This is a genomic window from Propionispora sp. 2/2-37, assembly GCF_001298735.1.
Lineage (GTDB): Bacteria > Bacillota > Negativicutes > Propionisporales > Propionisporaceae > Propionispora.
Genome location: NZ_CYSP01000012.1, coordinates 121807 through 144817, shown reverse-complemented (window position 1 = coordinate 144817; position 23011 = coordinate 121807). Strand labels below are relative to the sequence as shown.

Here is a 23011-nt window from a genome sequence, read left to right as displayed (position 1 = left end):
TTGTTTATCGCGGGATGGAGCAGCTGGCAGCTCGTCGGGCTCATAACCCGAAGGTCGCAGGTTCAAGTCCTGCTCCCGCAACCATGCTAGTACAATGCCAAATGAGACTGTAGCCTCACTTGGCATTTCTAATCTTCATATATGGTGGCTGTGGTGAAGCGGTTAACACGGCGGATTGTGGCTCCGTTACCCGAGGGTTCGAATCCCTTCAGTCACCCCATTATTACTTTTTATGGAGCGATACTCAAGTGGCTGAAGAGGACGGTTTGCTAAATCGTTAGAGGGGGCAACCCCTGCCAGGGTTCAAATCCCTGTCGCTCCGCCATTATCCAGTGACGATAGCTGTGGGGTTCCACCTGTTCCCATACCGAACACAGTAGTTAAGCCCACATACGTCGAAAGTACTTGGCTGGAAACGGCCCGGGAGGATAGATAGTTGCTGGTTATATTCCTCGATAGCTCAGTTGGTAGAGCAATCGGCTGTTAACCGATCGGTCGTAGGTTCGAGTCCTACTCGAGGAGCCATAGGGGTGTAGCCAAGTCGGTAAGGCACGGGACTTTGACTCCCGCATGCGTTGGTTCGAGTCCAGCCACCCCTGCCATTATGATCCACTAGCTCAGTCGGTAGAGCACCTGACTTTTAATCAGGGTGTCCCGCGTTCGAGTCGCGGGTGGATCACCAAGCGGCCCGTTGGTCAAGCGGTTAAGACACCGCCCTTTCACGGCGGTATCGGGGGTTCGATTCCCCCACGGGTCACCATAAACAGAGAACCAGATTTTTAGGAGCGAAGCGACGCGAAAAACTGAGTGGAGCGTAGTGAAGAACCTCCTAATCATCTGTTAATTGGGCGATTAGCTCAGCTGGGAGAGCGCCTGCCTTACAAGCAGGATGTCGGCAGTTCGATCCTGTCATCGCCCACCATTTATATTTTTTGAAACGGCCCGGTGGTGTAGTGGTTAACATGCCGCCCTGTCACGGCGGAGATCGAGGGTTCAAGTCCCTTCCGGGTCGCCATTTTTGTATTGTTATATTGCAGGAGGAGTGTCCGAGCGGTTTAAGGAGCTGGTCTTGAAAACCAGTGATCCTGAAAGGGACCGTGAGTTCGAATCTCACCTCCTCCGCCATATCGCGGGCCTATAGCTCAGCGGTAGAGCAACCGGCTCATAACCGGTTGGTCCCTGGTTCGATCCCAGGTGGGCCCACCATAATATAGAATCCGATGCCTCGGTAGCTCAGTCGGTAGAGCAGAGGACTGAAAATCCTCGTGTCGACAGTTCGATTCTGTCCTGAGGCACCAGCGCTGGCGTAGCTCAATTGGTAGAGCAGCTGACTTGTAATCAGCAGGTTGGGGGTTCAATTCCTCTCGCCAGCTCCACATCTTTATAATGGAGGGATTCCCGAGTGGCTAAAGGGAGCAGACTGTAAATCTGCCGGCTCTGCCTTCGCTGGTTCGAATCCAGCTCCCTCCACCATAATTTACGGCGGCGTAGCTCAGTTGGCTAGAGCATGCGGTTCATACCCGCAGTGTCCGGGGTTCAAATCCCTGCGCCGCCACCAAAATAATCTGCGGGTGTAGCTCAATGGTAGAGCACTAGCCTTCCAAGCTAGCTACGAGGGTTCGATTCCCTTCACCCGCTCCATATATTGTTATGCCGGGGTGGTGGAACTGGCAGACACAAGGGACTTAAAATCCCTCGGGTGGTGACACCCGTACCGGTTCGATTCCGGTCCTCGGCACCAATCAATTTCATATGCGGGAGTGGCGGAATTGGCAGACGCACCAGACTTAGGATCTGGCGGGCAACCGTGGGGGTTCAAGTCCCTTCTCCCGCACCACACGCCGGAGTGACGTAATTGGCAGACGTAGCAGACTCAAAATCTGCCGGGGGCAACTCCGTGTCGGTTCGAGTCCGACCTCCGGCACCATTATGTATACGTAAAGACCGTAGCGATGGCTGCGGTTTTTTATTCATCTTTCTCATTCTTTTCGACCGGATTTTACCATTAGATTTTACTAAAGTTGAATCACACAGAAATAGTTGATGTATGATATAATGAAGTTATAGCAAACAGCAGAGGGAGGAGCCATTATGAAGCGGGCAACCTTTATACGCATTTTAAAAGGCATGAAGTTGGTTTCCAATAATGTAAGTGTTGTGGAAAACTTTAATAACAAAGCGCTGGTTACTGTCCGCGTTTCTGAGATGATTGGTGAGTCACATAAGCAAATCCGTTCTTTTCAGAAGGTACTTGCCCATTGTACTTATTACTGCATTCGTCCTGACGGTGATGGATTGACAATTACGTTAGAATTTCAATGGGAATGATGATACAGATCATAGAAAAAGGGCGAAAGCTCTTTTTTTTATGAATGCGCCGACAGCATAATTTGATGTTTTATTGGGATTTAGACTTTTATGCTTAATTTTATACTTATCTTGTCATCCTGGCGACAAGTTTTTTCAATGCGATATTCTCATCGTCTATATACGGCATAATTCCCGGATGCAGGGATAATTTCTGCAGATTATTCTTTATTCTAACAGTATAGGGAGAGGTCCTACAAGATGAGAAGGTTGATTGACAATATTTGTAAATAAAGATATAATGGATACTGTTATTGTTAAATAAAAAAGAAAGGATGATCGAAAGCAGCATGTTGTTTGATGAGATTGAGGAAGTACGTCGGGAAATGGTGAAAGCAGGAATGGAGAAAGGGTTGAGGCACCCTGATGTGTTAAGCGAAAGTCAGTATCTGGATAGTCTGATTGTTACATACTTAAAAGCGGCATTAGAAACTGCCTGCCACGGATTTTGCCCAACACAGGATTGATGCGCAGGCGGTTACAAATAAGGAAGGATGAATTCTTTATTGAAACAGTCATTTTTTGTGTGTTTGCATGATGCTAGGTGGAAAACAGGTTTTTGTTTAAGACTGTATGTTTCAAGGCGAATCAAGGGAGAGGAATCGTTTACAACGGATGGTTATATAACACAATAAAAGCCCGTGAGTAACATGTGATTACTCCGGGCTTTATTGCTGGCTGCACCGCTCCAAGACGATAGTATCATGGTGAATATTTTGGGTGATACAGAAATTATTCGTCAATAATTTCTGAAAAATAGATAACAGTAACCATGTCTTCCATGCTGATGGATTTTTGATACACCTTTTCAAAAAAGGCAACGAGTTCTTCTATAGAGCCAATTTCCGGATTTTGATGATCCAGGTCGTGGGTGGTTAGTTCGGAAATGGTTTTAGTGATGACTTTGTCAATAAATGCCGTATATAATTTGCGTTTCGATTGAAACGGCTTGCCGATTGTAATCCAGACAACCGAGTTTTCTAAATATACGTCACTTACATCTCCCAAACGGACAGTACAGTTTTTTTTGCGGTCAATCAGTAATTTTTTATGGTTGGGCGACTGAAAGTTAAGTGCAAACATAGTATTTCTCCTTTATGGTGAAATTTCAATAATTGGTAAGGCTATATTTTTATTATATGACATTTTTTCTGGTTTATCAAAGGGAATTGGAAAGTTGCTGCAATCTATAGACAGTAGTAAGGGGTACGTGGTATTATTTAATCAAACGATTAAATAATACCACGTAGTTGATAAAATCTTAGGATAGGGGATGCTTGAGGTATGAATCGAAAACTTATTGCCGGTGTCGCTATTCTGGCACTTTTGATCGGTATTGCCGGATATAAGCTGTTCAACAAAAAGGAATACGGGATAACGGCTACCGGAACTATTGAAGTAACCCGGGCGGATATTACTCCTAAGACCAGCGGTTATCTTACCGAACTGAATCTCAAAGAAGGGGACTGGCTTAAAGCCGGCGATGTGGTGGCACGGATTTCCCGTGACGATTTAAAAGCTCAGTTATTGCGCGACGAAGCCGCCTTGGATAAAGCCGAAGCGGAACTGAAAGATTTGGAAAAAGGAGCCCGCAATCAGGAACGAATGCAGGCAGAAGCCGATTTAGCCGCAGCGCAGTCGGTATTTGACAAAGCGAAAAATGACTTGACACGCTATACGGTTTTATATCGTCAGGGAGCTATTGCTGCTCAACAACTGGATAGCGTCCGGTCTGCTTATGAAGTGGCTTATAATTCGCTGATTGCTGCCGAGGCAAAAAAAAGTATCATTACCGAAGGCAACCGGCCGGATGAGATCCAGGCACAACGGGAAGAGGTAAAACGGACCAAAGCCATTGTGGAGGCCAGTAAGTCATTGCTGGCCGATACCGAGATCAGCAGCCCTTTATCCGGACTGGTTTTAACTAAAAATTTTGAGCAGGGCGAGTATATTAATGCCGGAGCGGCAATCGCAACCGTGGCAGACATGAATGACTGCTGGGTAAAGGTGTATATTCCTTCAACACAGCTGGCAGCCATCAAGGTAGGACAGGCGGCCGGCGTAAAAATTGATGCCTTTCCCGAGCAAGTATTTCCCGGAGTGATTAAAGAAATTAGTGACTCTGCCGAATTTAATCCCCGGCAGAGTATCACGCAGCGTGAACGGGCTAACCTGGTTTTTGCCGTGAAGGTCCGTATTGATAATTCGCAGGGGCTCCTGAAACCGGGTATGCCTGCCGATGTGGTCATACCATGATTGAATTAAGCAACGTCTCAAAGTCCTTTCAAAAGAGAACGGCTGTTTATAACTTGTCGCTTAAGGTGAACCGGGGGGATATTTTTGGGCTGGTTGGACCGGATGGCGCCGGAAAAACGACCGTGATTCGAATGATTACCGGTGTTTTAGCACCCACCGCAGGAAAGATTTTCGTTCTGGGACAGGAAAATCTGGGGCAAAGCAAGCCGTATATTGGCTATGTACCGCAGCGGTTTAGTTTATATGGCGATTTATCGGTGATGGAGAATATTAAACTGATGGGTGCGCTGTATGGCGCTTCAAGCAAACAGACAGTCGTTTTGGCGGAAGAGCTTCTGCGGATGACAAAATTAGCACCTTTCGCAAACCGTCTGGCAGCCAATTTGTCCGGAGGAATGAAGCAAAAACTGGCTTTAGCTGCCGGACTTATGCACCGGCCGCAATTGCTTTTTTTAGATGAACCGACAACCGGTGTTGATCCGGTGTCCCGCCGGGAGTTTTGGCAGGTATTGTACCGGCTGAATCAGGAAGGAACGACGATTTTTGTCTCTACGCCGTATATGGATGAAGCCGAGTTATGCACCCGCATTGCCTTTATGAATGAGGGGCAGATAACGGCTGCAGATACGCCGCAGGGACTGAAAGCTCAATATCCCTACCGGATTATTGAACTACGCGCTGCCAGTAAGGAAGTAAAAAAATATCTGACTGGAATCGACATTTACGATATTAATTCTTTTGGCGATAAATATCATATTGCGGTGGAAGACTATGCGGTTGCTGCAACAGCCATCCGGCAAAGGCTGGAACATGCCGGAGTTGCTATCGAAAGCTTGAAGGAGATCAAACCGATGCTGGAGGATGTGTTTGTCACTCTGGCTAGTAAAGGAGATTCGTTATGAACGCTGTAGTAACCCGCAATCTAACGAAGAAATTTGGGACTTTTACGGCAGTTGATGACCTGAATTTGGCCATAAGGACCGGCAGTATTTATGGCTTTTTGGGTCCGAATGGTTCGGGAAAATCGACAACCATCAAGATGCTCTGCGGTATTCTGGAACCGACGGCCGGTTATGGTGAGATTTTGGGAATGGATTTACGCCGGAACCGTGAGGCTGTCAAGAAACAGCTTGGGTACATGTCGCAGAAATTTAGTTTATATGACGATTTAACGGTGTGGGAAAATCTTACTTTTTATGCCGGCTTATATAGTCTGCCAGAAGCTGTCAAGCAAAAACGCGTGTATGAGATGCTTGATATGGCCGGCCTTCAGGAGCGTAAAAATGAACTGACCGCAAATTTGTCCGGCGGCTGGAAGCAGCGCCTGGCCTTGGGTTGTTCCATATTGCATAAGCCGTCCATTTTGTTTTTAGATGAGCCGACAGGCGGCGTTGATCCTAAGTCCCGGCGCCTGTTTTGGGATATTATCTATCAACTGGCAGTGGAAGGCACCACCATTATGGTCACAACCCATTTTATGGACGAAGCGGAACATTGTGACCGGATCGGTTTTATTTTTGAGGGCAATCTGATAGCCGACGACAGTCCACAGCGGCTCAAACAGGCAATTCCCGGCCTGCTGCTGGAAATACCGGCAGAAGACCCTATGAATTTTATGCGGCAATTGACCGATGCTAACCTGGCCTGTATGGATATGTATCCCTACGGCCTATCGGTTCATGTGCTGGTTGCCGAGGCGGATATTGGCCTATATAGAAACTATCCTTACACTGTAATTACACCCTCACTGGAAGATGTATTTGTGTATTACGTGCAATCAAGACGCAGGGGGATGGTGGAATGAAGCGACTCTGGGCCCTTTTGATCAAAGAGTTTATTCAAATGCGGCGCGACCGGATTACTTTTGCCATGATGGTGGGACTGCCGGTTATTCAGCTCTTGGTATTTGGTTTTGCGATAAACACGGATGTAAAGCATTTGTCCACTATCGTGTTTGATCAGTCGAGGCAGCAGGAAGGCCGGGATTTATTGGCTGAATTTACTGCCAGTGAATATTTTGACATTAACTATGTGGCCAGCAGCTATCAGCAAGTGAATGATGCGATTGAGGCGGGCAAGGCCAAAGTCGGTATTATCCTCCCGCCTGATTTCAGCCAAAACATAAATCATGGCCGCAGTGCCGCGGTACAGGTTATTGTCGATGCTTCGGATTCTATGTCCGCTTCTTCGGCAATTAGTACCGCACAAATGATCGGGCAGTTAAAATCGCAGGAAATCCTACTGAAAAAGCTGGAGAACAGTGGCATAAAAAAATTTGAGCAGCCTTATGATATCAGAATACGTCCCTGGTATAACCCCGATTTTGTGTCTGCTTTTTATATGGTACCGGGTATTTTGGGCACCATCCTTACCATGACGATGGTTATGATTACCTCGATGGCGATTGTCCGGGAACGGGAGCAGGGTACACTGGAACAACTGATTGTTACTCCGATGAGATCCTATGAATTGATGCTGGGAAAGATCATCCCTTATATTTTTGTAGGGTATGTGCAGGCGACTTTGTCGCTGATTATGGGAGTTTTAGTATTTGACCTGCCGCTGCAGGGCAGCATAGGGTTGTTGTATGCTCTAACCACCCTATTCATCATTGCTTCACTGGCCTTAGGGGTTTTAATTTCCACTGTAGCCAAAACACAAATGCAGGCGATGCAGATGTCTTTTTTTATCTTTTTGCCGAGTATACTGCTGTCGGGATTTATGTTTCCCCGGGAGGCTATGCCCAAACTTTTTTACTGGCTGGGCAATGTCCTGCCGTTAACCTTCTATCTGGAAATTATGCGCGGTATTGTTTTAAAAGGTATCGGGCTTGAATTTCTTTGGACTCAGACACTGGCATTGATCACCTTTATTGTCGTAGTGCTTACGCTTAGTATTATTAAGTTTCAAAAGAAGATGGCCTAGAATCAGAACAAAGCCCTGCAAACAGCTGATGAAGGCTGCTTGCAGGGCTTAGACCCATTTTATATTCCGAAAATCATAGTGCCGAGAATGTGGCTGCGGGGAATACTGCCGATTACCCGGCTGTCACTGCTGTTGTTGCGGTTGTCGCCCAGGACAAAGACATGGTCGTCCGGTATCTTAATTTGGCGGTCCGGCAGATTGCGCATCGGCTCTTTAATGTACGGTTCCTCCAGAAGAGTGCCGTTGCGGTAGATTTGCCCTTGCTTAAATTCCAGTACATCGCCGGGTTCGCCAATAATCCGCTTTACCCATACGGTATGTGACGGCTGTTTGCCGGTCAGGACATTGACCCAGTTCATCAGCGGATCGGTCAGGTCGTCACGCCAGCCTCGTTCGCGGAAAACCCGGCTGTCGATAGTTACAATTTCACCGTATTCCGGCATACGTCCCAGCGTATGCGAAAGTTTGGACAAAAAAATACGCTGACCGTCGTGCAAGGTCGGGTCCATTGACTGCCCAACGACGAGAGAAGGTTGAAACAGAAAAATGTTTATGAATAAGGCCAGAGCCAGGGCGATTATAATGCTGTAGATCCATTCGCCAATTTCGTTTAGTAACTGCATACATATCCTCCTGATAAAATCATCCAAAATTAGTCTATCATATAGGAACCAAGAGTTCAACTGATGTAATTGGGATGCAATGTGCCAAGGTGCCGGCCGGTGCCTAGCGTTACAACGGGTCACGACAGAGGTGAGGTTTGCTGCAGCACCATTTACCAGGGCGGCCGTCCAGCGGCTAGCGGGTATTGCAAAATACAAATACCGGGTGAAGTAAAAAGAACGCCTTTGGCTGCAGAGACGGAGGCGATTAGGACAGGTTAGGATTGCTTCCAGGGGGGACAGAGCGGTTCCTTTGTAGGTATCCAAAAATCTGAAAAACAGCCGGAATTGGATATTTACAGTACTCTCAGGGATGTGTATGATAGGAAAAATAAATGTAAAGCCTTAATGGCTTACAAAGTACATGGGTACGGATGAAGTGGAGTGATTGGTTATGACAGTGGCTTTTGCAAGGCGTATGGAGAAAATCAGGGCATCGGAAATACGGGAAATTTTAAAAATAACCCAACAGTGCGAAATGATTTCCTTTGCAGGGGGATTACCGGCCCCGGAATTGTTTCCGGTTGAGGAACTGAAACAGGTGGCCGTCAGAGTGCTGCAGGAAGCCGGCAGCAAAGCCCTGCAGTATTCCACCACGGAGGGTTATCCGCCATTACGCCGGCAGATAGCCGCACGGATAAACCGTAAATTTGGCACCGGAGTGGAGAGCGACAATATTCTCATTACCAGCGGTTCACAGCAGGCGCTGGATTTTTCCGGCAAGCTGTTTTTGGATGAAGGGGATGTGGTGCTGTGTGAAAGTCCGACATATCTTGCCGCACTCAGTGCCTTTAAAGCCTATCTCCCCCGTTTTATTGCCGTGCCGACCGATGAGGACGGTATGATCCCCGGAGCACTGGCGGAAATTTTGCGTACTACTCCCAGGGTAAAGTTGCTTTATGTAATTCCGGATTTTCAAAACCCTACCGGGCGTACCTGGTCGCTGGAGCGGCGCAAAGCTTTAATTGAACTGGTTAATCAGTATGAAATTCCGGTTATTGAGGATAATCCTTACGGCGAATTACGTTTTGAAAATGAGATATTGCCTTCCTTGAAATCACTGGACAGTAAAGGTCTGGTGATTTTCACCAGCACCTTTTCCAAAACGTTCTGTCCGGGAATGCGTATTGGCTGGATCGCTGCCGACAGGCGTTATATCGAGAAATATGTATTAATCAAGCAGGGGGCGGATTTGCATACATCTTCGATCAGTCAAATGGAATTATCGAGGTACTTGGATTTGTATGATTTTGAAGCCAATATTCAAAACATTATTACCGTCTACCGGCAGCGACGCAATGCCATGCTGGCGGCACTAGATGAGAACCTGGCCGGTATCATAAACTACACCCGGCCGCAGGGCGGTTTATTTCTGTGGGTGGAACTGCCAAAGCATATCACCGCCGTGAAGCTTTTGACAGAATGTTTAAAACGGCAGGTTGCCTTTGTGCCAGGTGACTCTTTCTTTCCCAATGGCGGGGTGGAACATACCCTGCGCTTAAATTATTCCAATATGCCGGAAGAGAAGATTCGTACCGGAATTATTCGGCTGGCCGACGCCGTTAAAGAGTATATGTAGAAAAATGCAGCGTGATTATTTATAATTAGGAGTAGTAGTGTGCTATGAAATGCAAGGGAGACCAGGATATGATGAATCGGTTAAAACAGCAGCTGGATATGGCTGCCTTACATGTAGCGGCGAAAGCGACCGCTCCTGTTTTTTTTGGCTACATGGCGATTGGCATCGCTTTTGGCCTACTGCTTAACAATGCGGGATATTCGTGGGTTATTGCCTTACTCATGAGTACCCTTGTTTACGCCGGGGCGGCACAGTTTATTGCCGTAGGCTTTTTTGTCAGCGACGCCAGTTTCCTAGAGATTGCCACAGTTACCTTTTTAGTCAATTTCCGGCATATGGTCTATGGCCTGTCGTTGTTCAGCCAATTCAACCTGACCGGCAGACTAAAGCCTTACATGATATTTTCCCTGACCGATGAGACGTATGCGTTGCTAACCGGTTTGAAAGAGCCGCAGGAAGTCGATAGGGGACGTTTTTATTTTTATATTTCATTGCTCAACCATTGCTATTGGATAGCAGGCAGCGTTATCGGTGCGGTAGCCGGCAGCTTTATGACGATAAATACCACAGGGCTGGATTTTTCTTTGACCGCCTTGTTTATTGTGTTGCTTTTTGAGCAGTTTACCAGTTACTCCACCAAAATTCCTTTTGCCATTGGCGGAGCTTGCGCCCTATTGTCTTTAGTGATTATCGGCAAAAGCAATATGCTGTTGGCGGCGATTATTTTGTCCATTGGTTTGTTATTAATTTTTAAAGGAAGGATTACGCAGCATGAGTCTGACTAATGTATTAGTGGCCATAGTGATTATAGCTTTCATCACTATGGTTACCCGTTATTTCCCCTTTTTGTTTTTTAGCGCCAAACAGCCGCCGGAGGTACTCCTATTTATCGGTAAATATATTCCTCCGGTGATTATCACGATTCTGGTATTGTATTGCCTGAAAGATATCCAGTGGGGGGGCATACCACACGGCCTTAACGAAGTGTTAGCCGTTATGGCCGTGCTGCTTCTGCATAGCTGGAAACGGAATCCCCTGCTTAGTATTTTTGGCCCAACAGTTTTGTATATGATTTTACTGCAAACCGGAGCAATGGAAAAGGTCTTCTTTTCCTAAGCGGCATTGCAAAAGACGACAACATTTGATAATAATTGCACCGGAGAAAAATTCACAAAGTCCGGCAAAGCATGGAAAAACAACCGGCATATGAGTTATGGGTTTTTTGCTGCAGCAGTTGGCCGGTGTCTCAGCCAATGATTTTGGGGTTGTGCTTTCCGGTCTAGTGAGGCAGTACCCGGAAGTGGATTCCTTAGATATTATGGATATAGAGGGCACTCAGGTTACCGGCAGCGTTTTGCGCCGACTTTGATCCCCGGGATGATGGGTAGGAGTGAAGCTGTGGTAAGTTATAAGCTGTTAAAAGAAGGAGCCATGGATTATGGATTCTTTTTTGCTTTGCAGGGGGAATAGCTCTCATGCATAGCCACGGACTTCCATGTTATAATAGAGAAGTATGAAAAACTGATTTTTATATCTGGATTGGCAATCCGTTAAAAATATAACCTGTCAAAAAAAGCTATACAAGCTTTTTAGGATACAGTATAATAACTTTTGGTTTGCTTATTGATGAGTGAAATGAGGGAAAACAAATGACTGCTAACTATGATGTAGCCATTATTGGCGGTGGACCGGCAGGTATCTTTGCGGCATATGAACTGACAAAAATGAAGCCGGATTTGCGCGTGGTCATGATTGAAGAAGGAAACGATATTTATACCCGGAAGTGTCCGATTGCGGAAAAGAAAGTGGCGAACTGTATTCACTGCAAGTCCTGCGGCATCATGCGCGGTTTTGGCGGTGCCGGGGCATTTTCCGATGGTAAGTATAATTTTACGACAGAGTTTGGCGGCTGGCTGAATGAATACCTGGCCGATCAAGAGGTATTGGCGTTAATTGATTATGTAGATGAAATCAATCTGCAGTATGGGGCTCCCGCCGAATACTTTTCCACTGAGCACAGCAGTATTGGGATAAAAGCTCTGGCTTATGATTTGCATTTGCTGAATGCTAAAGTAAGGCACCTGGGTACGGAAAATAACCTGCAGATATTAAAAACCATATATGAAGTGTTAAAAGACCGGGTTAGGTTAATTTTTAACCGTCATGTAGCGGCGATTTTGCCTGAAGGCAATCGCCAGGGGTTTACTCTTGAGCTAGAGAATGACCAGCCGGTATATTGCGACTATCTGATAGCCGCTCCCGGCAGAGCGGGGTCGGAATGGTTTTCCGGACAGTGCAAAGACTTAAAGCTGCCGTTGTTTAACAATCAGGTGGATGTCGGCGTGCGGGTGGAAATTCCGGCGGAGATTTTTCAGCATATTACGGATGAGGTTTATGAAGCGAAACTGGTATACCGGACTAAGCAATACGGTGATTTGGTCCGTACCTTCTGCATGAATCCCAAGGGATATGTGGTTGCTGAAAATACGGACGGCATTGTAACCGCTAACGGGCACAGCTACCGGGATGAAAAACTGCACAGTAAAAACACCAACTTTGCCTTGCTGGTAAGCAACCGCTTTACCGAACCGTTTAACGAGCCGCATCAGTATGGCAAACGGATTGCTTCTTTTTCCAATATGCTGGGCGGCGGTGTGCTGGTACAGCGATTTGGCGATTTGATAAAAGGCCGCCGGACCAATGAGCACCGTCTGGCACAAAGCTTTACCACGCCAACCCTGCAGGCCGTACCCGGTGATTTGAGCTTGGTGTTACCCAAACGTCATCTGGACAATATCATTGAAATGATTTATGCCCTGGATAAAATAGCACCGGGCATGGCCAATGATGATACGCTGCTGTATGGTGTGGAAGTGAAGTTTTATAGTTCGCGCCTGAAACTGACTTCGGAGCTGGAAACCGAAATTCCCAACATGTTTGCCATCGGGGACGGGGCTGGTGTAACCCGCGGCCTTTCGCAGGCCAGTGCCAGCGGTGTGCATGTGGCCAGAGCCATTATTAGCCGGTTGAGTAAATAAGGTTTGCTATGGATTTTCAAAGAGGGTGAATGCAGTGGGAAATACACTACGCGGACGGTTCGCTCCCAGTCCGACCGGCCATATGCATCTGGGCAATGCCTGGACGGCGCTGTTAGCCTGGCTTCAGGTGAGGTCGGCGGGCGGGACGATGGTGCTGCGGATGGAGGATCTGGATCCGGACCGGTCACGTCCTGCCTATGCTGCTGCGCTGCAGGTAGACCTTCGATGGCTGGGACTGGACTGGGATGAAGGACCGGATGCCGGTGGCGATTACGGACCCTACTGCCAAAGCGTCCGGTCGGAGTTTTACCAGGAAGCCTTTGAACGCCTGGCGGCAGCCGGGCGGACGTATCCTTGTTATTGTACCCGGGCTGAACTGGCAGCTGCTGCGCCCCATGCTTCCGACGGGGAGCAGCGCTATCCGGGAACCTGCCGCAACAGGAAAGTCAGCCGTACGGATCGTAAGCCGGCGATGCGCCTGCTGGTTCCTCCGGGCAGTATTTCCTATAGCGATTTATTATATGGGGAAATACAGCAGAATATTGAACAGTCTGTCGGGGATTTTGTCCTGCGGCGTTCGGACGGTGTTTACGCTTATCAACTGGCGGTGGTGGTTGATGATGCCGCCATGCATATTACGCATGTGCTAAGGGGCAACGATTTAATTGCTTCGACTCCGCGGCAGTTATTACTTTACCGGCTTTTGAGTCTTAAACAGCCGGTTTTCACCCATGTCCCCTTATTGCTTGGACAGGATGGTAGCCGGTTGTCAAAACGTCACGGGGATCTCTCTTTAACCATTTTAAGGCGCCGCGGCATTCGCCCGGAGCAGATTGTCGGTTATCTGGCCTGTCAGGCAGGACTTATCCCGGAATATAGTGCTGTTGAGGCAAAAGAGTTGATTGCTTGTTTTGATATCTCACGACTGGCGAAAAAACCGGTCGTTATCCCCGGGAATATTACGGAGATTTTAGCGTAAACGGGCATAAAAAGAGAGAACTGGCTATGGAAAAACCAGTTCTCTTTTTTATGTCAGACTGTCTCTTATTTGAAATATCTGTCCAATAATCCCTTGAAAGCTGCACCATGACGAGCTTCGTCCTTACACATTTCGTGTACGGTGTCATGGATGGCATCCAGATTGAGCTGTTTTGCTTTTTTCGCCAGATCCAGTTTACCCTGAGTGGCGCCGTATTCGGCTTCAACACGTAATTCAAGATTTTTCTTAGTGGAAGGGAAAACGACCTCACCCAGTAATTCGGCAAATTTTGCGGCATGTTCGGCCTCTTCAAAGGCAATGCGTTTATAAGCTTCCGCTACTTCCGGGAATCCTTCGCGGTCGGCCTGGCGGCTCATAGCGAGATACATGCCGACCTCTGTACATTCACCCATAAAGTTCATCTTGAGACCTTCGACGATCTCGGCGTCCACACCGGCAGCGACACCGATACGGTGTTCATCGGGCCAGGACAGACCTGCTGCCGATTTTTCAATGAATTTGGAGGCAGGAGCCTTACATTGCGGACAGGATTCCGGCGCAGAGTCTCCTTCATGAACATAACCACAGATAGAACATACAAATTTTTTCATTTAGATAATCTCTCCTTTTTAATAATAATTATTATTTAATGGCACAAATATATAATACAAATAAATAAAGGAAATGTCAAGACTAATTTTACCAAACTAGGGAAGTTTGCCATGGTAAAAGGGAATGACGTAAAAATTATGCTTGTTTTTGCCGTACATGGATATATATTTTCAAAGAAGAGATGGCGAAGCTGGATGAAATGCTAAGTACCGTGGACAAGGACTGTCTATAAGGATACAGTAAAACAGCCATACAAAAAATGCAGGAAATATGGAGCAAAATATTAAAAAAATATATACAATAGTCAAGCTTTATGGTAAAATCGAAGAAAGAAAAAATCATAGGTAAAAAGAAAAGCGATGACGCTGAGGGAAATGTATATTTCCCTTGGCGTTTTTTGTTTTTCGAAAATAATGAGGGAGGATATTTATGCTAAAAAAATTATTGTATGTGTCCCTGTTGGGGGCTGCGCTCCTGGTTTCCGGTTGCAGTGGTACCGACTCCAAAGAAATTAAAATCGGCGGCAATCTGGAAATGACAGGAAATACAGCAAGCTACGGGCAGTCCATGGCCAATGGTATCAAACTGGCTTTTAAAGAAGTGAATGCTGCAGGCGGTGTTTTGGGCAAACAGATTAGCTTTATTGTTGCCGATAACAAATCCGAACCTTCTGAATCGGCCAATGCGGTAACCAAATTGGTAACTCAGGATAAAGTAGCACTGGTACTTGGTGCCGGAGCCAGTTCCAATACCCTCGCTGGTGCACAGATCGCGGCAGACAATAAAGTGCCGTTTATCACTCCTTTCTCCACCAATCCCAAAGTAACGGTGGACAACGGGAAGGTAAATGAATACGCTTTCCGTACTTGTTTTATTGATCCTTTTCAGGGAACAGTTATGGCATCATTTGCAGCCGATACGTTAAAGGCTAAAACCGCTGCCGTATATATTGACAACAGTTCCGATTATTCCAAAGGCTTGGCTCAGTTCTTTGAAGAAAGTTTTACCAAAAAGGGCGGACAGATTATCTCCAAAGAAGCTTATTTGCAAAAAGACCAGGATTTTAAGGCTACTTTGACAAAAATAAAAGCAGCTAATCCGGATGTTGTATTCGTTCCCGGCTATTATGAGGAAGCAGGTAAAATTATAAAACAGGCGCGTGAACTGGGTATCACTGTACCGATTATCGGCGGTGACGGCTGGGATTCCACGAAATTAGCGGATATTGCCGGTGCCGAGGCATTGACTAATACCTTCTTCTCCAATCATTATGCGGCCGACGATAAGAGCCCCCGCATTGCAAAATTCATTGAAGCTTATAAAGCCGAATATGGTCAAATTCCGGATGCACCTGCTGTTCTGGGGTATGACGCAGCCTATATGGCCGTTGATGCGATTAAACGGGCTAACAGTGCCGACCCGGTTAAAATCAAAGATGCAATAGCGCAAATTAAAGATTTGGAACTGGTTACCGGTAAAATTACACTGGATGAAAACCACAATCCGGTGAAGAGCGCCGTAGTTATTGAAATGAAAGACGGTAAACAGACTTATAAAACAACCATTAACCCTTAATAAGGAATCAAGATGCTAGGGTGTAATGGAATTTAAAAATGCCGTACCTGGCTGCATGCCGGGACGGCATTTTCTATTTTGGGCATTGACGCTGCCCGGTGATCCTGGTATTATTGTAATAGAGTACTAGAAAACTAGTTATCTGATTATTATGGTTTATTCTAGGAGAATGGGCAATGATGGAGTTTCGAATAAATAAGGCTTCTGAATTTCCGATTTATCAGCAGCTGAAAGAACAAATTAAGTATTTTATTCTGGGGGCCGAACTGGCCCATGGTGACAGGCTGCCTTCGCCCAAGGATCTGGCGGCGGTGCTTTGCATCAACCGGAACACGGTTATCGCTGCGTATAAAGAGCTGGAGAGCGAAGGACTTATTGAGATGAAACATGGGCAGGGAACTTATGTGGCCGAAGAAATTCCCCGGATCCCTGATGTACAAAGACGGCAGGCGCTGCTTAATTTAGCGCAGGAAACCATTCAGCGTGCCCGGGAGCTGGGATTTAGTGCCGAGGACTTATTTACTGTTGTTTTCGGCCAGGCAATTCTGGGCTTTGATCAGCAGAACGGCTTTGATAAGATCGTATTTGTTGAATGCAACCGCCATGACATTGAATACTACAGTCAGGAACTGGAACGTGAGATTGGCATAGCGGTGGAAGGTTGTCTGCTGGCCGATTTAAACACCAGAGCGGGCAGCGAAGCCAGCGGAGGGTTCGGTTTTGCTGTTACCACCTTTAGTCATGTAGAAGCGGTAAAAAGTATTTTAGAACCTTACGGAAAAGAAGTGATTGCCGTAATGGCGGTACCGCAAATTAAGACGCTGTTCCAGATTGGACAGTTAGAGCAAGGCACTCGTGTCGGCCTGGTTTGTGCCACGGAAGAGGGGGCACAGCGGATGGAGACCTCCCTGAAATCAGCCGGACTGACCAATGTGGTGCTGCGGCACGCCGGCTTAAATCATGAACCGTCTTTGCGTGAGCTGCTGCAGTCTGTCGATGTGGTAGTCAGTTCACGGGCGGTGATTGACCGGATTCGTACGATGGTGCCGGAGAAAATCCGGGTGCTGGAATATATTAATGCCCTTGACCAGGCAGGAATCAGCATGATCAAGCAATACCTTGCACCCCAGGTTGTGCAGCCATAGACGGAGAAAAGACCAAAAACGGTAAAAGGCTTTTCCGGATTATTTCAGTCTTCTAATAAAAGGGGATCAAATAGTTCTTCATCTTTTTCCCATGATTTTACAATGGTGCAAGCCGTTCGATAATCAAAGCCCATTCCCATTAAATAACTCATAAGACCCACTTCGATTATTACGTGTTTGGGGTCGTATTCGTCCAGGTCTTTGATACCACGGGCTATAACCGGGCGGATTTGCAGCAGCAGTAAGTAGGCGCTGTTAAGCTGGCTGGTAGGTGTGACCGAAATAACGGTCGTCTGACGGGCGGACTTGAATAACCTTGGCATACGGATAGAAAGCCTCCTTTATTTGTCATTTATTATATTGTATGATGGTATAGTTTTTATGTGAACATCGAACGGTATAACGGAACAAGCGGGGATATTGTATAATAAACCATTAAAGCCGGTGTAGCGATATACACAGCGATTGGCAGGAGGTGAATGTATGTCCGATAAGACAATACATATATTTGACAGTACGCTGCGCGATGGGTCGCAGGCGCTGGGGATTTCCTTCAGTGTGAATGACAAACTGAAAATTGCGGCTAAGCTGGATGAAATCGGCGTGAGTTATATCGAAGCCGGCAATCCCGGTTCAAACCGCAAGGATCTGGAGTTTTTTGCTGCCGCCCGGAAGGAACTGAAATTAAAACATGCCAAACTTTGCGCTTTTGGCAGTACCCGCCGTCCCGGAATCCGGGCTGACGAGGATGTCAATCTTAAGGCGCTTGTCAGTTCGGGAACCATGGTCACGGCTATTTTCGGTAAGACCTGGGATTTCCATGTGACCGATATTATTAAAACCTCGCTGGAGGAAAACCTGTCCATGATCAGCGACAGTATCCGGTATCTAAAGTCGCTGGGCAAAGAAGTTATCTTTGATGCCGAACATTTTTTTGACGGCTACAAACATAATCAAAAGTATGCTTTAGAAGTGCTGCAGGCCGCACAGGAGGCAGGTGCCGACTGGCTGGTACTCTGCGACACCAATGGCGGTACGCTTCCCCTCGAGATGTATTCGATTGTTGGCGGTTTAGTCTCCCGATATCGATTTTCCAATCTGGGCATTCACTGTCATAATGATTCGGGAACAGGAGTTGCTAATTCCCTGCTGGCGGTCCAGGCCGGAGCCCGTCAGGTTCAGGGAACTTTCAACGGACTTGGCGAACGGTGCGGTAATGCCAATTTAAGCACCATTATTGCTGATTTGACGCTTAAGCTGGGATATTCGTGTATTCCCGCTGAAAAGCTGAAGCATATCACGGCGGCCTGCCGCTATATCAGCGAAGTCAGCAATGTCGTTCCATATGAGCGCGATCCCTATGTCGGTCATTGCGCGTTTGCCCATAAAGGCGGTATGCATATTGATGCTGTCAATAAAAATAGCACTTCTTTTGAGCATGTTCCCCCGGAAGCGGTGGGAAACGAACGGCGGATTTTATTATCCGAGGTATCCGGGCGCAGCACCCTGATGGCGATTATCCGCAGCATTGCCCCGCATATTACGCGGGATTCGGCGGAAACACAGCGTATTCTGGATAAGCTGAAAGATAAGGAATATCACGGCTATCAATTTGAAGGTGCGGAGCACAGTTTGGAATTGCTGGCCCGTAAAGAACTTGGGCTGTTTAAACATTCCTTTGAGCTTTTGGACTATAAAGTCATTATCGAAAAGGGCAATGGCAGCGGCAAGAGCCCGTCACTGGCCTTTATTAAAATCAGGGTGGACGATATGGTGGAAGAGGTCGGCGTATCGGACGAAATCGGTCCGGTTAATGCTCTCGACAAAGCGCTCCGGCGGGCACTGCATAAATTTTATGAATCCATTTCACAAATGCATTTATCTGACTATAAGGTCCGGGTCATTGACAGCGATAGTGCAACACAGGCCAAGGTACGGGTTATGATTGAATCCACCGACGGCGTGTCAAGCTGGTCGACGGTTGGCGTATCGACCAATATTATTGACGCCAGCCTGCAGGCGCTGATTGATTCCGTTGAATATAAATTATTAAATAAACAATAGCTTTTACGTGATGACGGTTTACCGGACGAGTAATGATAAGGGGGATTCATCCATGGGAAAACCAATGACAATGACTCAAAAGATTTTTGCGTCAGCTGCCGGACTTGACTATGTGGAGGCAGGACAACTGATCAGTGCCAAACTGGATTTGGTGCTGGGGAACGATGTCACCACACCGGTAGCTATTAAGGCGTTTAACGAAATGAAAGCCGCCACTGTTTTTGATAAAGATAAAGTGGCGCTGGTGCCGGACCATTTTACGCCGAACAAGGATATCAAGTCGGCAGAACACGCCAAAATGGTACGTGAGTTTGCTCATAAGCACGAAATTACCAATTATTTTGAAGTAGGGGAAATGGGCATCGAACACTGTCTGCTGCCGGAAAAAGGGCTGGCTATTCCTGGCGATGTTATTATCGGCGCGGACTCCCATACTTGTACTTACGGAGCCCTGGGCGCCTTTTCTACCGGTGTCGGCAGTACCGATATGGCCGGCGGCATGGCCACCGGGTATGCCTGGTTTAAAGTTCCCGATGCCATACAGTTTGTATTGAAAGGAAAACCATCCAAATGGGTAAGCGGCAAGGACGTCATCCTGCACATCATTGGCATGATCGGTGTTGACGGAGCGCTGTACCAGTCAATGGAGTTTAGCGGTGAAGGAGTAGCGGCGCTTTCACTGGATGACCGTTTTACCATTGCCAATATGGCCATTGAAGCCGGTGCCAAAAACGGCATTTTCCCGGTGGATGAAAAGACGCTGGAATACGTTAAGGGCCGTACCACCAGAACGCCAAGGATTTTTGCAGCCGATGCCGATGCCAAGTACAGCCGGGTAATTGAGATTGATCTGAGCACCTTAAAACCGACGGTCGCCTTTCCTCATTTACCGGAGAATACCCGGACGATTGATCAAGTCGGCGATGTAGCTATCGATCAGGTGGTAATCGGTTCTTGCACCAACGGACGTATGGATGATTTGCGCATTGCGGCTTCCATCCTAAAAGGCAAAAAAGTCAAAAAGGGTGTGCGGTTGATTATATTCCCCGGTACGCAGGACATTTTCATCCAGGCAATGGAAGAAGGTTTGGCGAAGATTTTTGTCGAAGCCGGCGGTGTGTTTAGTACCCCTACCTGCGGTCCCTGTCTGGGCGGCCATATGGGCATTTTAGCGGAAGGTGAACGGGCTTTGGCTACGACCAACCGGAATTTTGTCGGTCGAATGGGGCATCCCAACAGTGAAGTCTACCTGTCCAGCCCGGCGGTGGCGGCGGCTTCGGCGGTTGCCGGAAAAATAGTATCCCCAGAGGAGGTAATGTAAGATGAAAGCGGTGGGTGACGTTTTAAAATATGGTGATAATATTGATACCGATGTCATTATTCCGGCCCGGTATCTGAACTCTTCCGATCCGGCCGATTTGGCGAAACACTGCATGGAAGACCTGGATGTTGATTTTCTTAAAAAATTGAAAAAAGGAGATATTGTCGTCGGCGGACGTAATTTCGGCTGCGGTTCCTCCCGGGAACATGCTCCGATTTCCATTAAGGCCGCCGGTGTTTCCTGCGTAATCGCCAAAAGCTTTGCCCGTATTTTTTATCGTAATTCCATTAATATCGGGTTTCCTATTCTGGAATGCGAAGAAGCGGTTAATGATGCGGCAACCGGACATAAGCTGGAAGTGGATTTTAAAACAGGCGTAATAAAAAACCTTACGCTGGGCAAGGAGTATAAGTCCCAGCCTTTCCCGGAATTCATGATCAATATTATGGATAACGACGGTCTGGTTAACTGCGTAAGAGAGAATAAAGTGGCTTGGGGGAAAAATTAATGAAAGAATATGACATTGCCGTAATCCCCGGCGACGGTATTGGTGTGGAAGTAACTGCCGTAGCGCTTAAGGTCATGGAAAAAGTGGCGGCTAAACATGATGTAAAACTAAACTTCACCGAGGTGCTGGCAGGCGGCTGCGCTATTGACAAATACGGTGAACCCCTTCCGGCTGCAACGCTGGAAACCTGTCAGCATTCCGATGCCGTCCTGCTGGGGGCGGTAGGCGGTCCCAAGTGGGATAATCTTGGCGGCAATCAGCGTCCGGAAAAAGCTCTTTTAGGGCTGCGCAGCGGCCTTGGCCTGTATGCGAATCTGCGACCGGTAAAAATTTATGATGCCCTAAAGGGTGCTTCACCGCTGAAAGATTCGATTATCGCCCAGGGCGTGGACGTGCTGATCGTTCGGGAATTAACGGGCGGCATTTACTTTGGCGACCGCGGACGCACGACTGTGGACGGCTATGCTACCGCTTATGACAGTGAAGTGTACAATGAATTTGAAATTGCCCGGATTGCCAAAAATGCTTTTGAGGCTGCTCTTTTGCGCCGCAAAAAAGTTACGCTGGTCGATAAAGCCAACATCCTGGAGTCCTCCAGACTTTGGCGCGAAGTGGTTGTCAAAGTGGCGAAACATTATCCCACTGTCGAGTTAAACTATATGTATGTGGATAATGCGGCTATGCAGCTGGTTAAAAATCCGGCACAATTCGATGTTATTGTTACCAGCAATATGTTTGGCGATATTTTATCCGACGAAGCGTCCATGATTACCGGTTCCATCGGCATGCTGGCTTCCTCCAGCGTACGTGAGGACAGCTTTGGCATGTATGAGCCTATCCACGGCTCGGCACCTGATATTGCCGGACAGGATCTGGCAAACCCGCTGGCGCAAATTTTGTCGGCAGCCATGCTGTTTGAGTTTTCGCTCGGTCTAAGTGCTGCGGCCCGCGAGATTGAAACTGCCGTGGAAAGTGTATTGAAACGGGGCTATCGAACCGGTGATATCTGGACCCAGGGGACGGAAAAAGTGGGGACAAAACGGATGGGTGAACTGGTACTGGCAGCGTTATAAAAGAATATTGCGGGCAATTAACTTTTCTCCTCTTGGAGAGACAGGTTGAAGACAAATATGCACTTTACGCTTGGCGTAAAGTGCATATTTGTCTTCAACCTGAAATCCACAGATACCGGGATTTCTCTATGATCTATAAATTTTAAATTTATTTGTTTCGGGATGCCAATTATCTTCTCCTATGTAAATTTTGTCTGAAGAAATTCTTTGCCCATCCATAAACAGTTCAAATTGAACTTTTTTGCCATCGGCCACGTCAAAATCGAAACCGTCTACCCCGTTGGCAGTATTAAACCGAAACTCGATTTTATTCTTAAAAGGGTTGACCAGCTTAAATGTATCCTTCTTTTCTAATCGCGTTTTGTTGATGTCTGTAAATTGGCCGTTTGTTTGTATGATTCCTCTGAAGACATGTGTTCCTCCCTTGGCAGTTGTCCGGAGATGAATTCCATTCTTGTCCTGCCAAATAAAATAGCCCTGGTTTTTGGCCGCTTCCAATGCCCTTGGTTTACCGAAATCAGGAGACCATGACGCAGCAAAAACGCTTCCCGTAAATACCAGCATAAACAGTGCAACCATGACAAGAATAAAACTTTTCTTCATACTTCACCTAACCTTCCTCTTTGATGATTTCAGTTTAGAGGGAAATCATGACAAATTTATGACAGGTAAGGGAAAATGATCTCCGGTTGGTTATAAATTGGGGGTTAGCTGTGTAAAGCCTGCCGGGGAGGACAAACAGCCTGCGGGATTAAAATTTCGCAGGCTGTTTGTTATTACAATTAAAGGTCGGCAAGTCAAACTAAAACATTGATTTTTCATGCTGATAGGTATGGCACGTTGCTTTAAATTGTACTGAGCCGGATTATGAATAAACAAAATACATTTATTGTAAAAAATATAAAAA

23 protein-coding genes, 19 tRNA genes and 1 rRNA gene are annotated in these 23011 nt (G+C 46.9%); 38 read left to right on the top strand and 5 right to left on the bottom strand.

The annotated features are described in order from the left end of the window. Positions 1 to 8 precede the first annotated feature (8 nt). The 22 genes from P22_RS14105 (at position 9) to P22_RS14000 (ending at position 2834) form a co-directional block, all read left to right on the top strand. Positions 9 to 84: transfer RNA gene (locus P22_RS14105), tRNA-Met, on the top strand. Between the two features lie 60 nt (positions 85 to 144). Continuing rightward, positions 145 to 220, top strand: a tRNA-His gene (locus P22_RS14100). Between the two features lie 14 nt (positions 221 to 234). Then, positions 235 to 325, top strand: a tRNA-Ser gene (locus P22_RS14095). Between the two features lie 3 nt (positions 326 to 328). Next, positions 329 to 445, top strand: a 5S ribosomal RNA gene (rrf, locus tag P22_RS14090). 4 nt (positions 446 to 449) lie between these two features. Then, positions 450 to 525 (top strand) — tRNA-Asn (locus P22_RS14085). Between the two features lies 1 nt (position 526). After that, positions 527 to 602 (top strand) — tRNA-Gln (locus P22_RS14080). Positions 603 to 606: 4 nt separating this feature from the next. Continuing rightward, positions 607 to 682, top strand: a tRNA-Lys gene (locus tag P22_RS14075). Positions 683 to 685: 3 nt separating this feature from the next. Beyond that, a tRNA-Glu gene (locus tag P22_RS14070) sits at positions 686 to 760 on the top strand. 86 nt (positions 761 to 846) lie between these two features. After that, positions 847 to 922 (top strand) — tRNA-Val (locus P22_RS14065). A 17-nt stretch (positions 923 to 939) separates the two neighbouring features. Then, positions 940 to 1015: transfer RNA gene (locus P22_RS14060), tRNA-Asp, on the top strand. Positions 1016 to 1036: 21 nt separating this feature from the next. Further along, a tRNA-Ser gene (locus P22_RS14055) sits at positions 1037 to 1125 on the top strand. A gap of 6 nt (positions 1126 to 1131) precedes the next feature. Continuing rightward, a tRNA-Ile gene (locus tag P22_RS14050) sits at positions 1132 to 1206 on the top strand. 16 nt (positions 1207 to 1222) lie between these two features. Beyond that, a tRNA-Phe gene (locus P22_RS14045) sits at positions 1223 to 1298 on the top strand. A 2-nt stretch (positions 1299 to 1300) separates the two neighbouring features. Next, positions 1301 to 1376 (top strand) — tRNA-Thr (locus P22_RS14040). A 12-nt stretch (positions 1377 to 1388) separates the two neighbouring features. Then, a tRNA-Tyr gene (locus tag P22_RS14035) sits at positions 1389 to 1473 on the top strand. Between the two features lie 8 nt (positions 1474 to 1481). Further along, positions 1482 to 1558: transfer RNA gene (locus P22_RS14030), tRNA-Met, on the top strand. Positions 1559 to 1567: 9 nt separating this feature from the next. Further along, positions 1568 to 1641, top strand: a tRNA-Gly gene (locus tag P22_RS14025). An 11-nt stretch (positions 1642 to 1652) separates the two neighbouring features. Further along, positions 1653 to 1741: transfer RNA gene (locus tag P22_RS14020), tRNA-Leu, on the top strand. 13 nt (positions 1742 to 1754) lie between these two features. Beyond that, a tRNA-Leu gene (locus P22_RS14015) sits at positions 1755 to 1837 on the top strand. Between the two features lie 3 nt (positions 1838 to 1840). After that, a tRNA-Leu gene (locus P22_RS14010) sits at positions 1841 to 1927 on the top strand. A gap of 164 nt (positions 1928 to 2091) precedes the next feature. Further along, a complete protein-coding gene (locus P22_RS14005) occupies positions 2092 to 2328 on the top strand; it encodes a hypothetical protein (protein WP_054260873.1) in 237 nt (78 codons plus the stop codon). Between the two features lie 293 nt (positions 2329 to 2621). Further along, positions 2622 to 2834, top strand: coding sequence for an aspartyl-phosphate phosphatase Spo0E family protein (locus P22_RS14000; RefSeq protein ID WP_054260872.1), 213 nt, complete (start codon positions 2622 to 2624; stop codon positions 2832 to 2834). A gap of 265 nt (positions 2835 to 3099) precedes the next feature. Here the strand turns inward: P22_RS14000 and P22_RS13995 are convergent, their stop codons facing one another. After that, entirely contained in the window at positions 3100 to 3450 is a 351-nt protein-coding gene (locus P22_RS13995) for an ASCH domain-containing protein (RefSeq protein WP_054260871.1), read from the bottom strand. A 201-nt stretch (positions 3451 to 3651) separates the two neighbouring features. Between P22_RS13995 and P22_RS13990 the strand changes: the two genes are divergently transcribed. The 4 genes from P22_RS13990 to P22_RS13975 are packed head-to-tail and all read left to right on the top strand — an operon-like array spanning position 3652 to position 7548. Beyond that, complete coding sequence (locus P22_RS13990; RefSeq protein WP_054260870.1) at positions 3652 to 4623, top strand: HlyD family secretion protein; 972 nt, start codon at positions 3652 to 3654, stop codon at positions 4621 to 4623. Beyond that, positions 4620 to 5525 carry an ABC transporter ATP-binding protein gene (locus tag P22_RS13985; protein ID WP_054260869.1) on the top strand — a complete coding sequence of 302 codons (906 nt, stop codon included), beginning with the start codon at positions 4620 to 4622 and terminating at the stop codon, positions 5523 to 5525. The genes P22_RS13990 and P22_RS13985 overlap by 4 nt, the downstream gene beginning before the upstream one ends. Then, complete coding sequence (locus tag P22_RS13980) at positions 5522 to 6427, top strand: ABC transporter ATP-binding protein (protein ID WP_054260868.1); 906 nt, start codon at positions 5522 to 5524, stop codon at positions 6425 to 6427. The genes P22_RS13985 and P22_RS13980 overlap by 4 nt, the downstream gene beginning before the upstream one ends. Continuing rightward, a complete protein-coding gene (locus tag P22_RS13975; RefSeq protein ID WP_054260867.1) occupies positions 6424 to 7548 on the top strand; it encodes an ABC transporter permease in 1125 nt (374 codons plus the stop codon). Before P22_RS13980 ends, P22_RS13975 begins: the two co-directional genes overlap by 4 nt. Positions 7549 to 7607: 59 nt before the next feature. Here the strand turns inward: P22_RS13975 and lepB are convergent, their stop codons facing one another. Continuing rightward, positions 7608 to 8171 (bottom strand): signal peptidase I, encoded by a 564-nt coding sequence (lepB, locus tag P22_RS13970; RefSeq protein WP_054260866.1) that lies wholly within the window; start codon positions 8169 to 8171, stop codon positions 7608 to 7610. Between the two features lie 433 nt (positions 8172 to 8604). On the opposite strand from lepB, the gene P22_RS13965 reads away from it, so the two are divergent. The 6 genes from P22_RS13965 to gluQRS all read left to right on the top strand — a co-directional run bounded on the left by P22_RS13965 (position 8605) and on the right by gluQRS (position 13806). Next, positions 8605 to 9789, top strand: coding sequence for an aminotransferase-like domain-containing protein (locus P22_RS13965; protein ID WP_054260865.1), 1185 nt, complete (start codon positions 8605 to 8607; stop codon positions 9787 to 9789). Positions 9790 to 9857: 68 nt separating this feature from the next. Next, the gene (locus tag P22_RS13960; RefSeq protein WP_216598082.1) at positions 9858 to 10574 is read left to right on the top strand and encodes an AzlC family ABC transporter permease; all 717 of its coding nucleotides are present in this window, start codon (positions 9858 to 9860) and stop codon (positions 10572 to 10574) included. After that, positions 10561 to 10905: a branched-chain amino acid transporter permease gene (locus tag P22_RS13955; RefSeq protein ID WP_054260864.1), complete on the top strand. Its 345-nt coding sequence runs from the start codon at positions 10561 to 10563 to the stop codon at positions 10903 to 10905. The genes P22_RS13960 and P22_RS13955 overlap by 14 nt, the downstream gene beginning before the upstream one ends. Before the next feature lie 97 nt (positions 10906 to 11002). After that, on the top strand, positions 11003 to 11158 hold the full coding sequence (locus P22_RS20600; protein WP_156318972.1) for a hypothetical protein: 156 nt from the start codon (positions 11003 to 11005) through the stop codon (positions 11156 to 11158). 280 nt (positions 11159 to 11438) lie between these two features. After that, positions 11439 to 12827, top strand: a complete 1389-nt coding sequence (locus tag P22_RS13950; RefSeq protein ID WP_054260863.1) for an NAD(P)/FAD-dependent oxidoreductase — start codon at positions 11439 to 11441, stop codon at positions 12825 to 12827. A 34-nt stretch (positions 12828 to 12861) separates the two neighbouring features. Then, a complete protein-coding gene (gene gluQRS / locus P22_RS13945) occupies positions 12862 to 13806 on the top strand; it encodes a tRNA glutamyl-Q(34) synthetase GluQRS (RefSeq protein WP_235814657.1) in 945 nt (314 codons plus the stop codon). 65 nt (positions 13807 to 13871) lie between these two features. Here gluQRS and P22_RS13940 read toward each other — a convergent pair whose 3' ends face one another. Then, positions 13872 to 14417: an NADH peroxidase gene (locus P22_RS13940; protein WP_054260861.1), complete on the bottom strand. Its 546-nt coding sequence runs from the start codon at positions 14415 to 14417 to the stop codon at positions 13872 to 13874. Between the two features lie 430 nt (positions 14418 to 14847). On the opposite strand from P22_RS13940, the gene P22_RS13935 reads away from it, so the two are divergent. Together P22_RS13935 and P22_RS13930 are read left to right on the top strand one after the other, a co-directional pair. Next, on the top strand, positions 14848 to 15993 hold the full coding sequence (locus P22_RS13935; RefSeq protein WP_054260860.1) for an ABC transporter substrate-binding protein: 1146 nt from the start codon (positions 14848 to 14850) through the stop codon (positions 15991 to 15993). Between the two features lie 176 nt (positions 15994 to 16169). Then, positions 16170 to 17138: a GntR family transcriptional regulator gene (locus tag P22_RS13930; RefSeq protein ID WP_054260859.1), complete on the top strand. Its 969-nt coding sequence runs from the start codon at positions 16170 to 16172 to the stop codon at positions 17136 to 17138. Between the two features lie 44 nt (positions 17139 to 17182). On the opposite strand, the gene P22_RS13925 is transcribed toward P22_RS13930, so the two are convergent. Further along, positions 17183 to 17461, bottom strand: a complete 279-nt coding sequence (locus P22_RS13925) for a hypothetical protein (RefSeq protein WP_054260858.1) — start codon at positions 17459 to 17461, stop codon at positions 17183 to 17185. Positions 17462 to 17621: 160 nt separating this feature from the next. On the opposite strand from P22_RS13925, the gene cimA reads away from it, so the two are divergent. The 4 genes from cimA to leuB are packed head-to-tail and all read left to right on the top strand — an operon-like array spanning position 17622 to position 22104. After that, positions 17622 to 19202, top strand: coding sequence for a citramalate synthase (cimA, locus tag P22_RS13920; RefSeq protein ID WP_054260857.1), 1581 nt, complete (start codon positions 17622 to 17624; stop codon positions 19200 to 19202). Between the two features lie 52 nt (positions 19203 to 19254). Continuing rightward, complete coding sequence (gene leuC, locus P22_RS13915; RefSeq protein ID WP_156318971.1) at positions 19255 to 20523, top strand: 3-isopropylmalate dehydratase large subunit; 1269 nt, start codon at positions 19255 to 19257, stop codon at positions 20521 to 20523. 1 nt (position 20524) lies between these two features. After that, on the top strand, positions 20525 to 21031 hold the full coding sequence (gene leuD, locus P22_RS13910) for a 3-isopropylmalate dehydratase small subunit (protein ID WP_054260856.1): 507 nt from the start codon (positions 20525 to 20527) through the stop codon (positions 21029 to 21031). Then, complete coding sequence (gene leuB, locus P22_RS13905) at positions 21031 to 22104, top strand: 3-isopropylmalate dehydrogenase (protein ID WP_054260855.1); 1074 nt, start codon at positions 21031 to 21033, stop codon at positions 22102 to 22104. The genes leuD and leuB overlap by 1 nt, the downstream gene beginning before the upstream one ends. A gap of 126 nt (positions 22105 to 22230) precedes the next feature. Here leuB and P22_RS13900 read toward each other — a convergent pair whose 3' ends face one another. Next, the gene (locus P22_RS13900) at positions 22231 to 22707 is read right to left on the bottom strand and encodes a hypothetical protein (RefSeq protein WP_054260854.1); all 477 of its coding nucleotides are present in this window, start codon (positions 22705 to 22707) and stop codon (positions 22231 to 22233) included. Between the last annotated feature and the right edge of the window lie 304 nt (positions 22708 to 23011).

Bases quoted from the DNA above. Each gene is read 5' to 3' on its own strand.
- P22_RS13975 (WP_054260867.1), top strand. From the start codon at position 6,424: ATGAAGCGACTCTGGGCCCTTTTGATCAAAGAGTTTATTCAAATGCGG.
- leuC (WP_156318971.1), top strand. From the start codon at position 19,255: ATGGGAAAACCAATGACAATGACTCAAAAGATTTTTGCGTCAGCTGCC.
- P22_RS13965 (WP_054260865.1), top strand. From the start codon at position 8,605: ATGACAGTGGCTTTTGCAAGGCGTATGGAGAAAATCAGGGCATCGGAA.
- P22_RS13985 (WP_054260869.1), top strand. From the start codon at position 4,620: ATGATTGAATTAAGCAACGTCTCAAAGTCCTTTCAAAAGAGAACGGCT.
- P22_RS13900 (WP_054260854.1), bottom strand. From the start codon at position 22,707: ATGAAGAAAAGTTTTATTCTTGTCATGGTTGCACTGTTTATGCTGGTA.
- P22_RS13950 (WP_054260863.1), top strand. From the start codon at position 11,439: ATGACTGCTAACTATGATGTAGCCATTATTGGCGGTGGACCGGCAGGT.
- P22_RS13980 (WP_054260868.1), top strand. From the start codon at position 5,522: ATGAACGCTGTAGTAACCCGCAATCTAACGAAGAAATTTGGGACTTTT.
- P22_RS13940 (WP_054260861.1), bottom strand. From the start codon at position 14,417: ATGAAAAAATTTGTATGTTCTATCTGTGGTTATGTTCATGAAGGAGAC.
- leuB (WP_054260855.1), top strand. From the start codon at position 21,031: ATGAAAGAATATGACATTGCCGTAATCCCCGGCGACGGTATTGGTGTG.
- P22_RS13960 (WP_216598082.1), top strand. From the start codon at position 9,858: ATGATGAATCGGTTAAAACAGCAGCTGGATATGGCTGCCTTACATGTA.
- P22_RS13930 (WP_054260859.1), top strand. From the start codon at position 16,170: ATGATGGAGTTTCGAATAAATAAGGCTTCTGAATTTCCGATTTATCAG.
- leuD (WP_054260856.1), top strand. From the start codon at position 20,525: ATGAAAGCGGTGGGTGACGTTTTAAAATATGGTGATAATATTGATACC.
- P22_RS14005 (WP_054260873.1), top strand. From the start codon at position 2,092: ATGAAGCGGGCAACCTTTATACGCATTTTAAAAGGCATGAAGTTGGTT.
- P22_RS13925 (WP_054260858.1), bottom strand. From the start codon at position 17,461: ATGCCAAGGTTATTCAAGTCCGCCCGTCAGACGACCGTTATTTCGGTC.
- lepB (WP_054260866.1), bottom strand. From the start codon at position 8,171: ATGCAGTTACTAAACGAAATTGGCGAATGGATCTACAGCATTATAATC.
- P22_RS13935 (WP_054260860.1), top strand. From the start codon at position 14,848: ATGCTAAAAAAATTATTGTATGTGTCCCTGTTGGGGGCTGCGCTCCTG.
- cimA (WP_054260857.1), top strand. From the start codon at position 17,622: ATGTCCGATAAGACAATACATATATTTGACAGTACGCTGCGCGATGGG.
- P22_RS20600 (WP_156318972.1), top strand. From the start codon at position 11,003: ATGGGTTTTTTGCTGCAGCAGTTGGCCGGTGTCTCAGCCAATGATTTT.
- P22_RS13990 (WP_054260870.1), top strand. From the start codon at position 3,652: ATGAATCGAAAACTTATTGCCGGTGTCGCTATTCTGGCACTTTTGATC.
- P22_RS13955 (WP_054260864.1), top strand. From the start codon at position 10,561: ATGAGTCTGACTAATGTATTAGTGGCCATAGTGATTATAGCTTTCATC.
- P22_RS13995 (WP_054260871.1), bottom strand. From the start codon at position 3,450: ATGTTTGCACTTAACTTTCAGTCGCCCAACCATAAAAAATTACTGATT.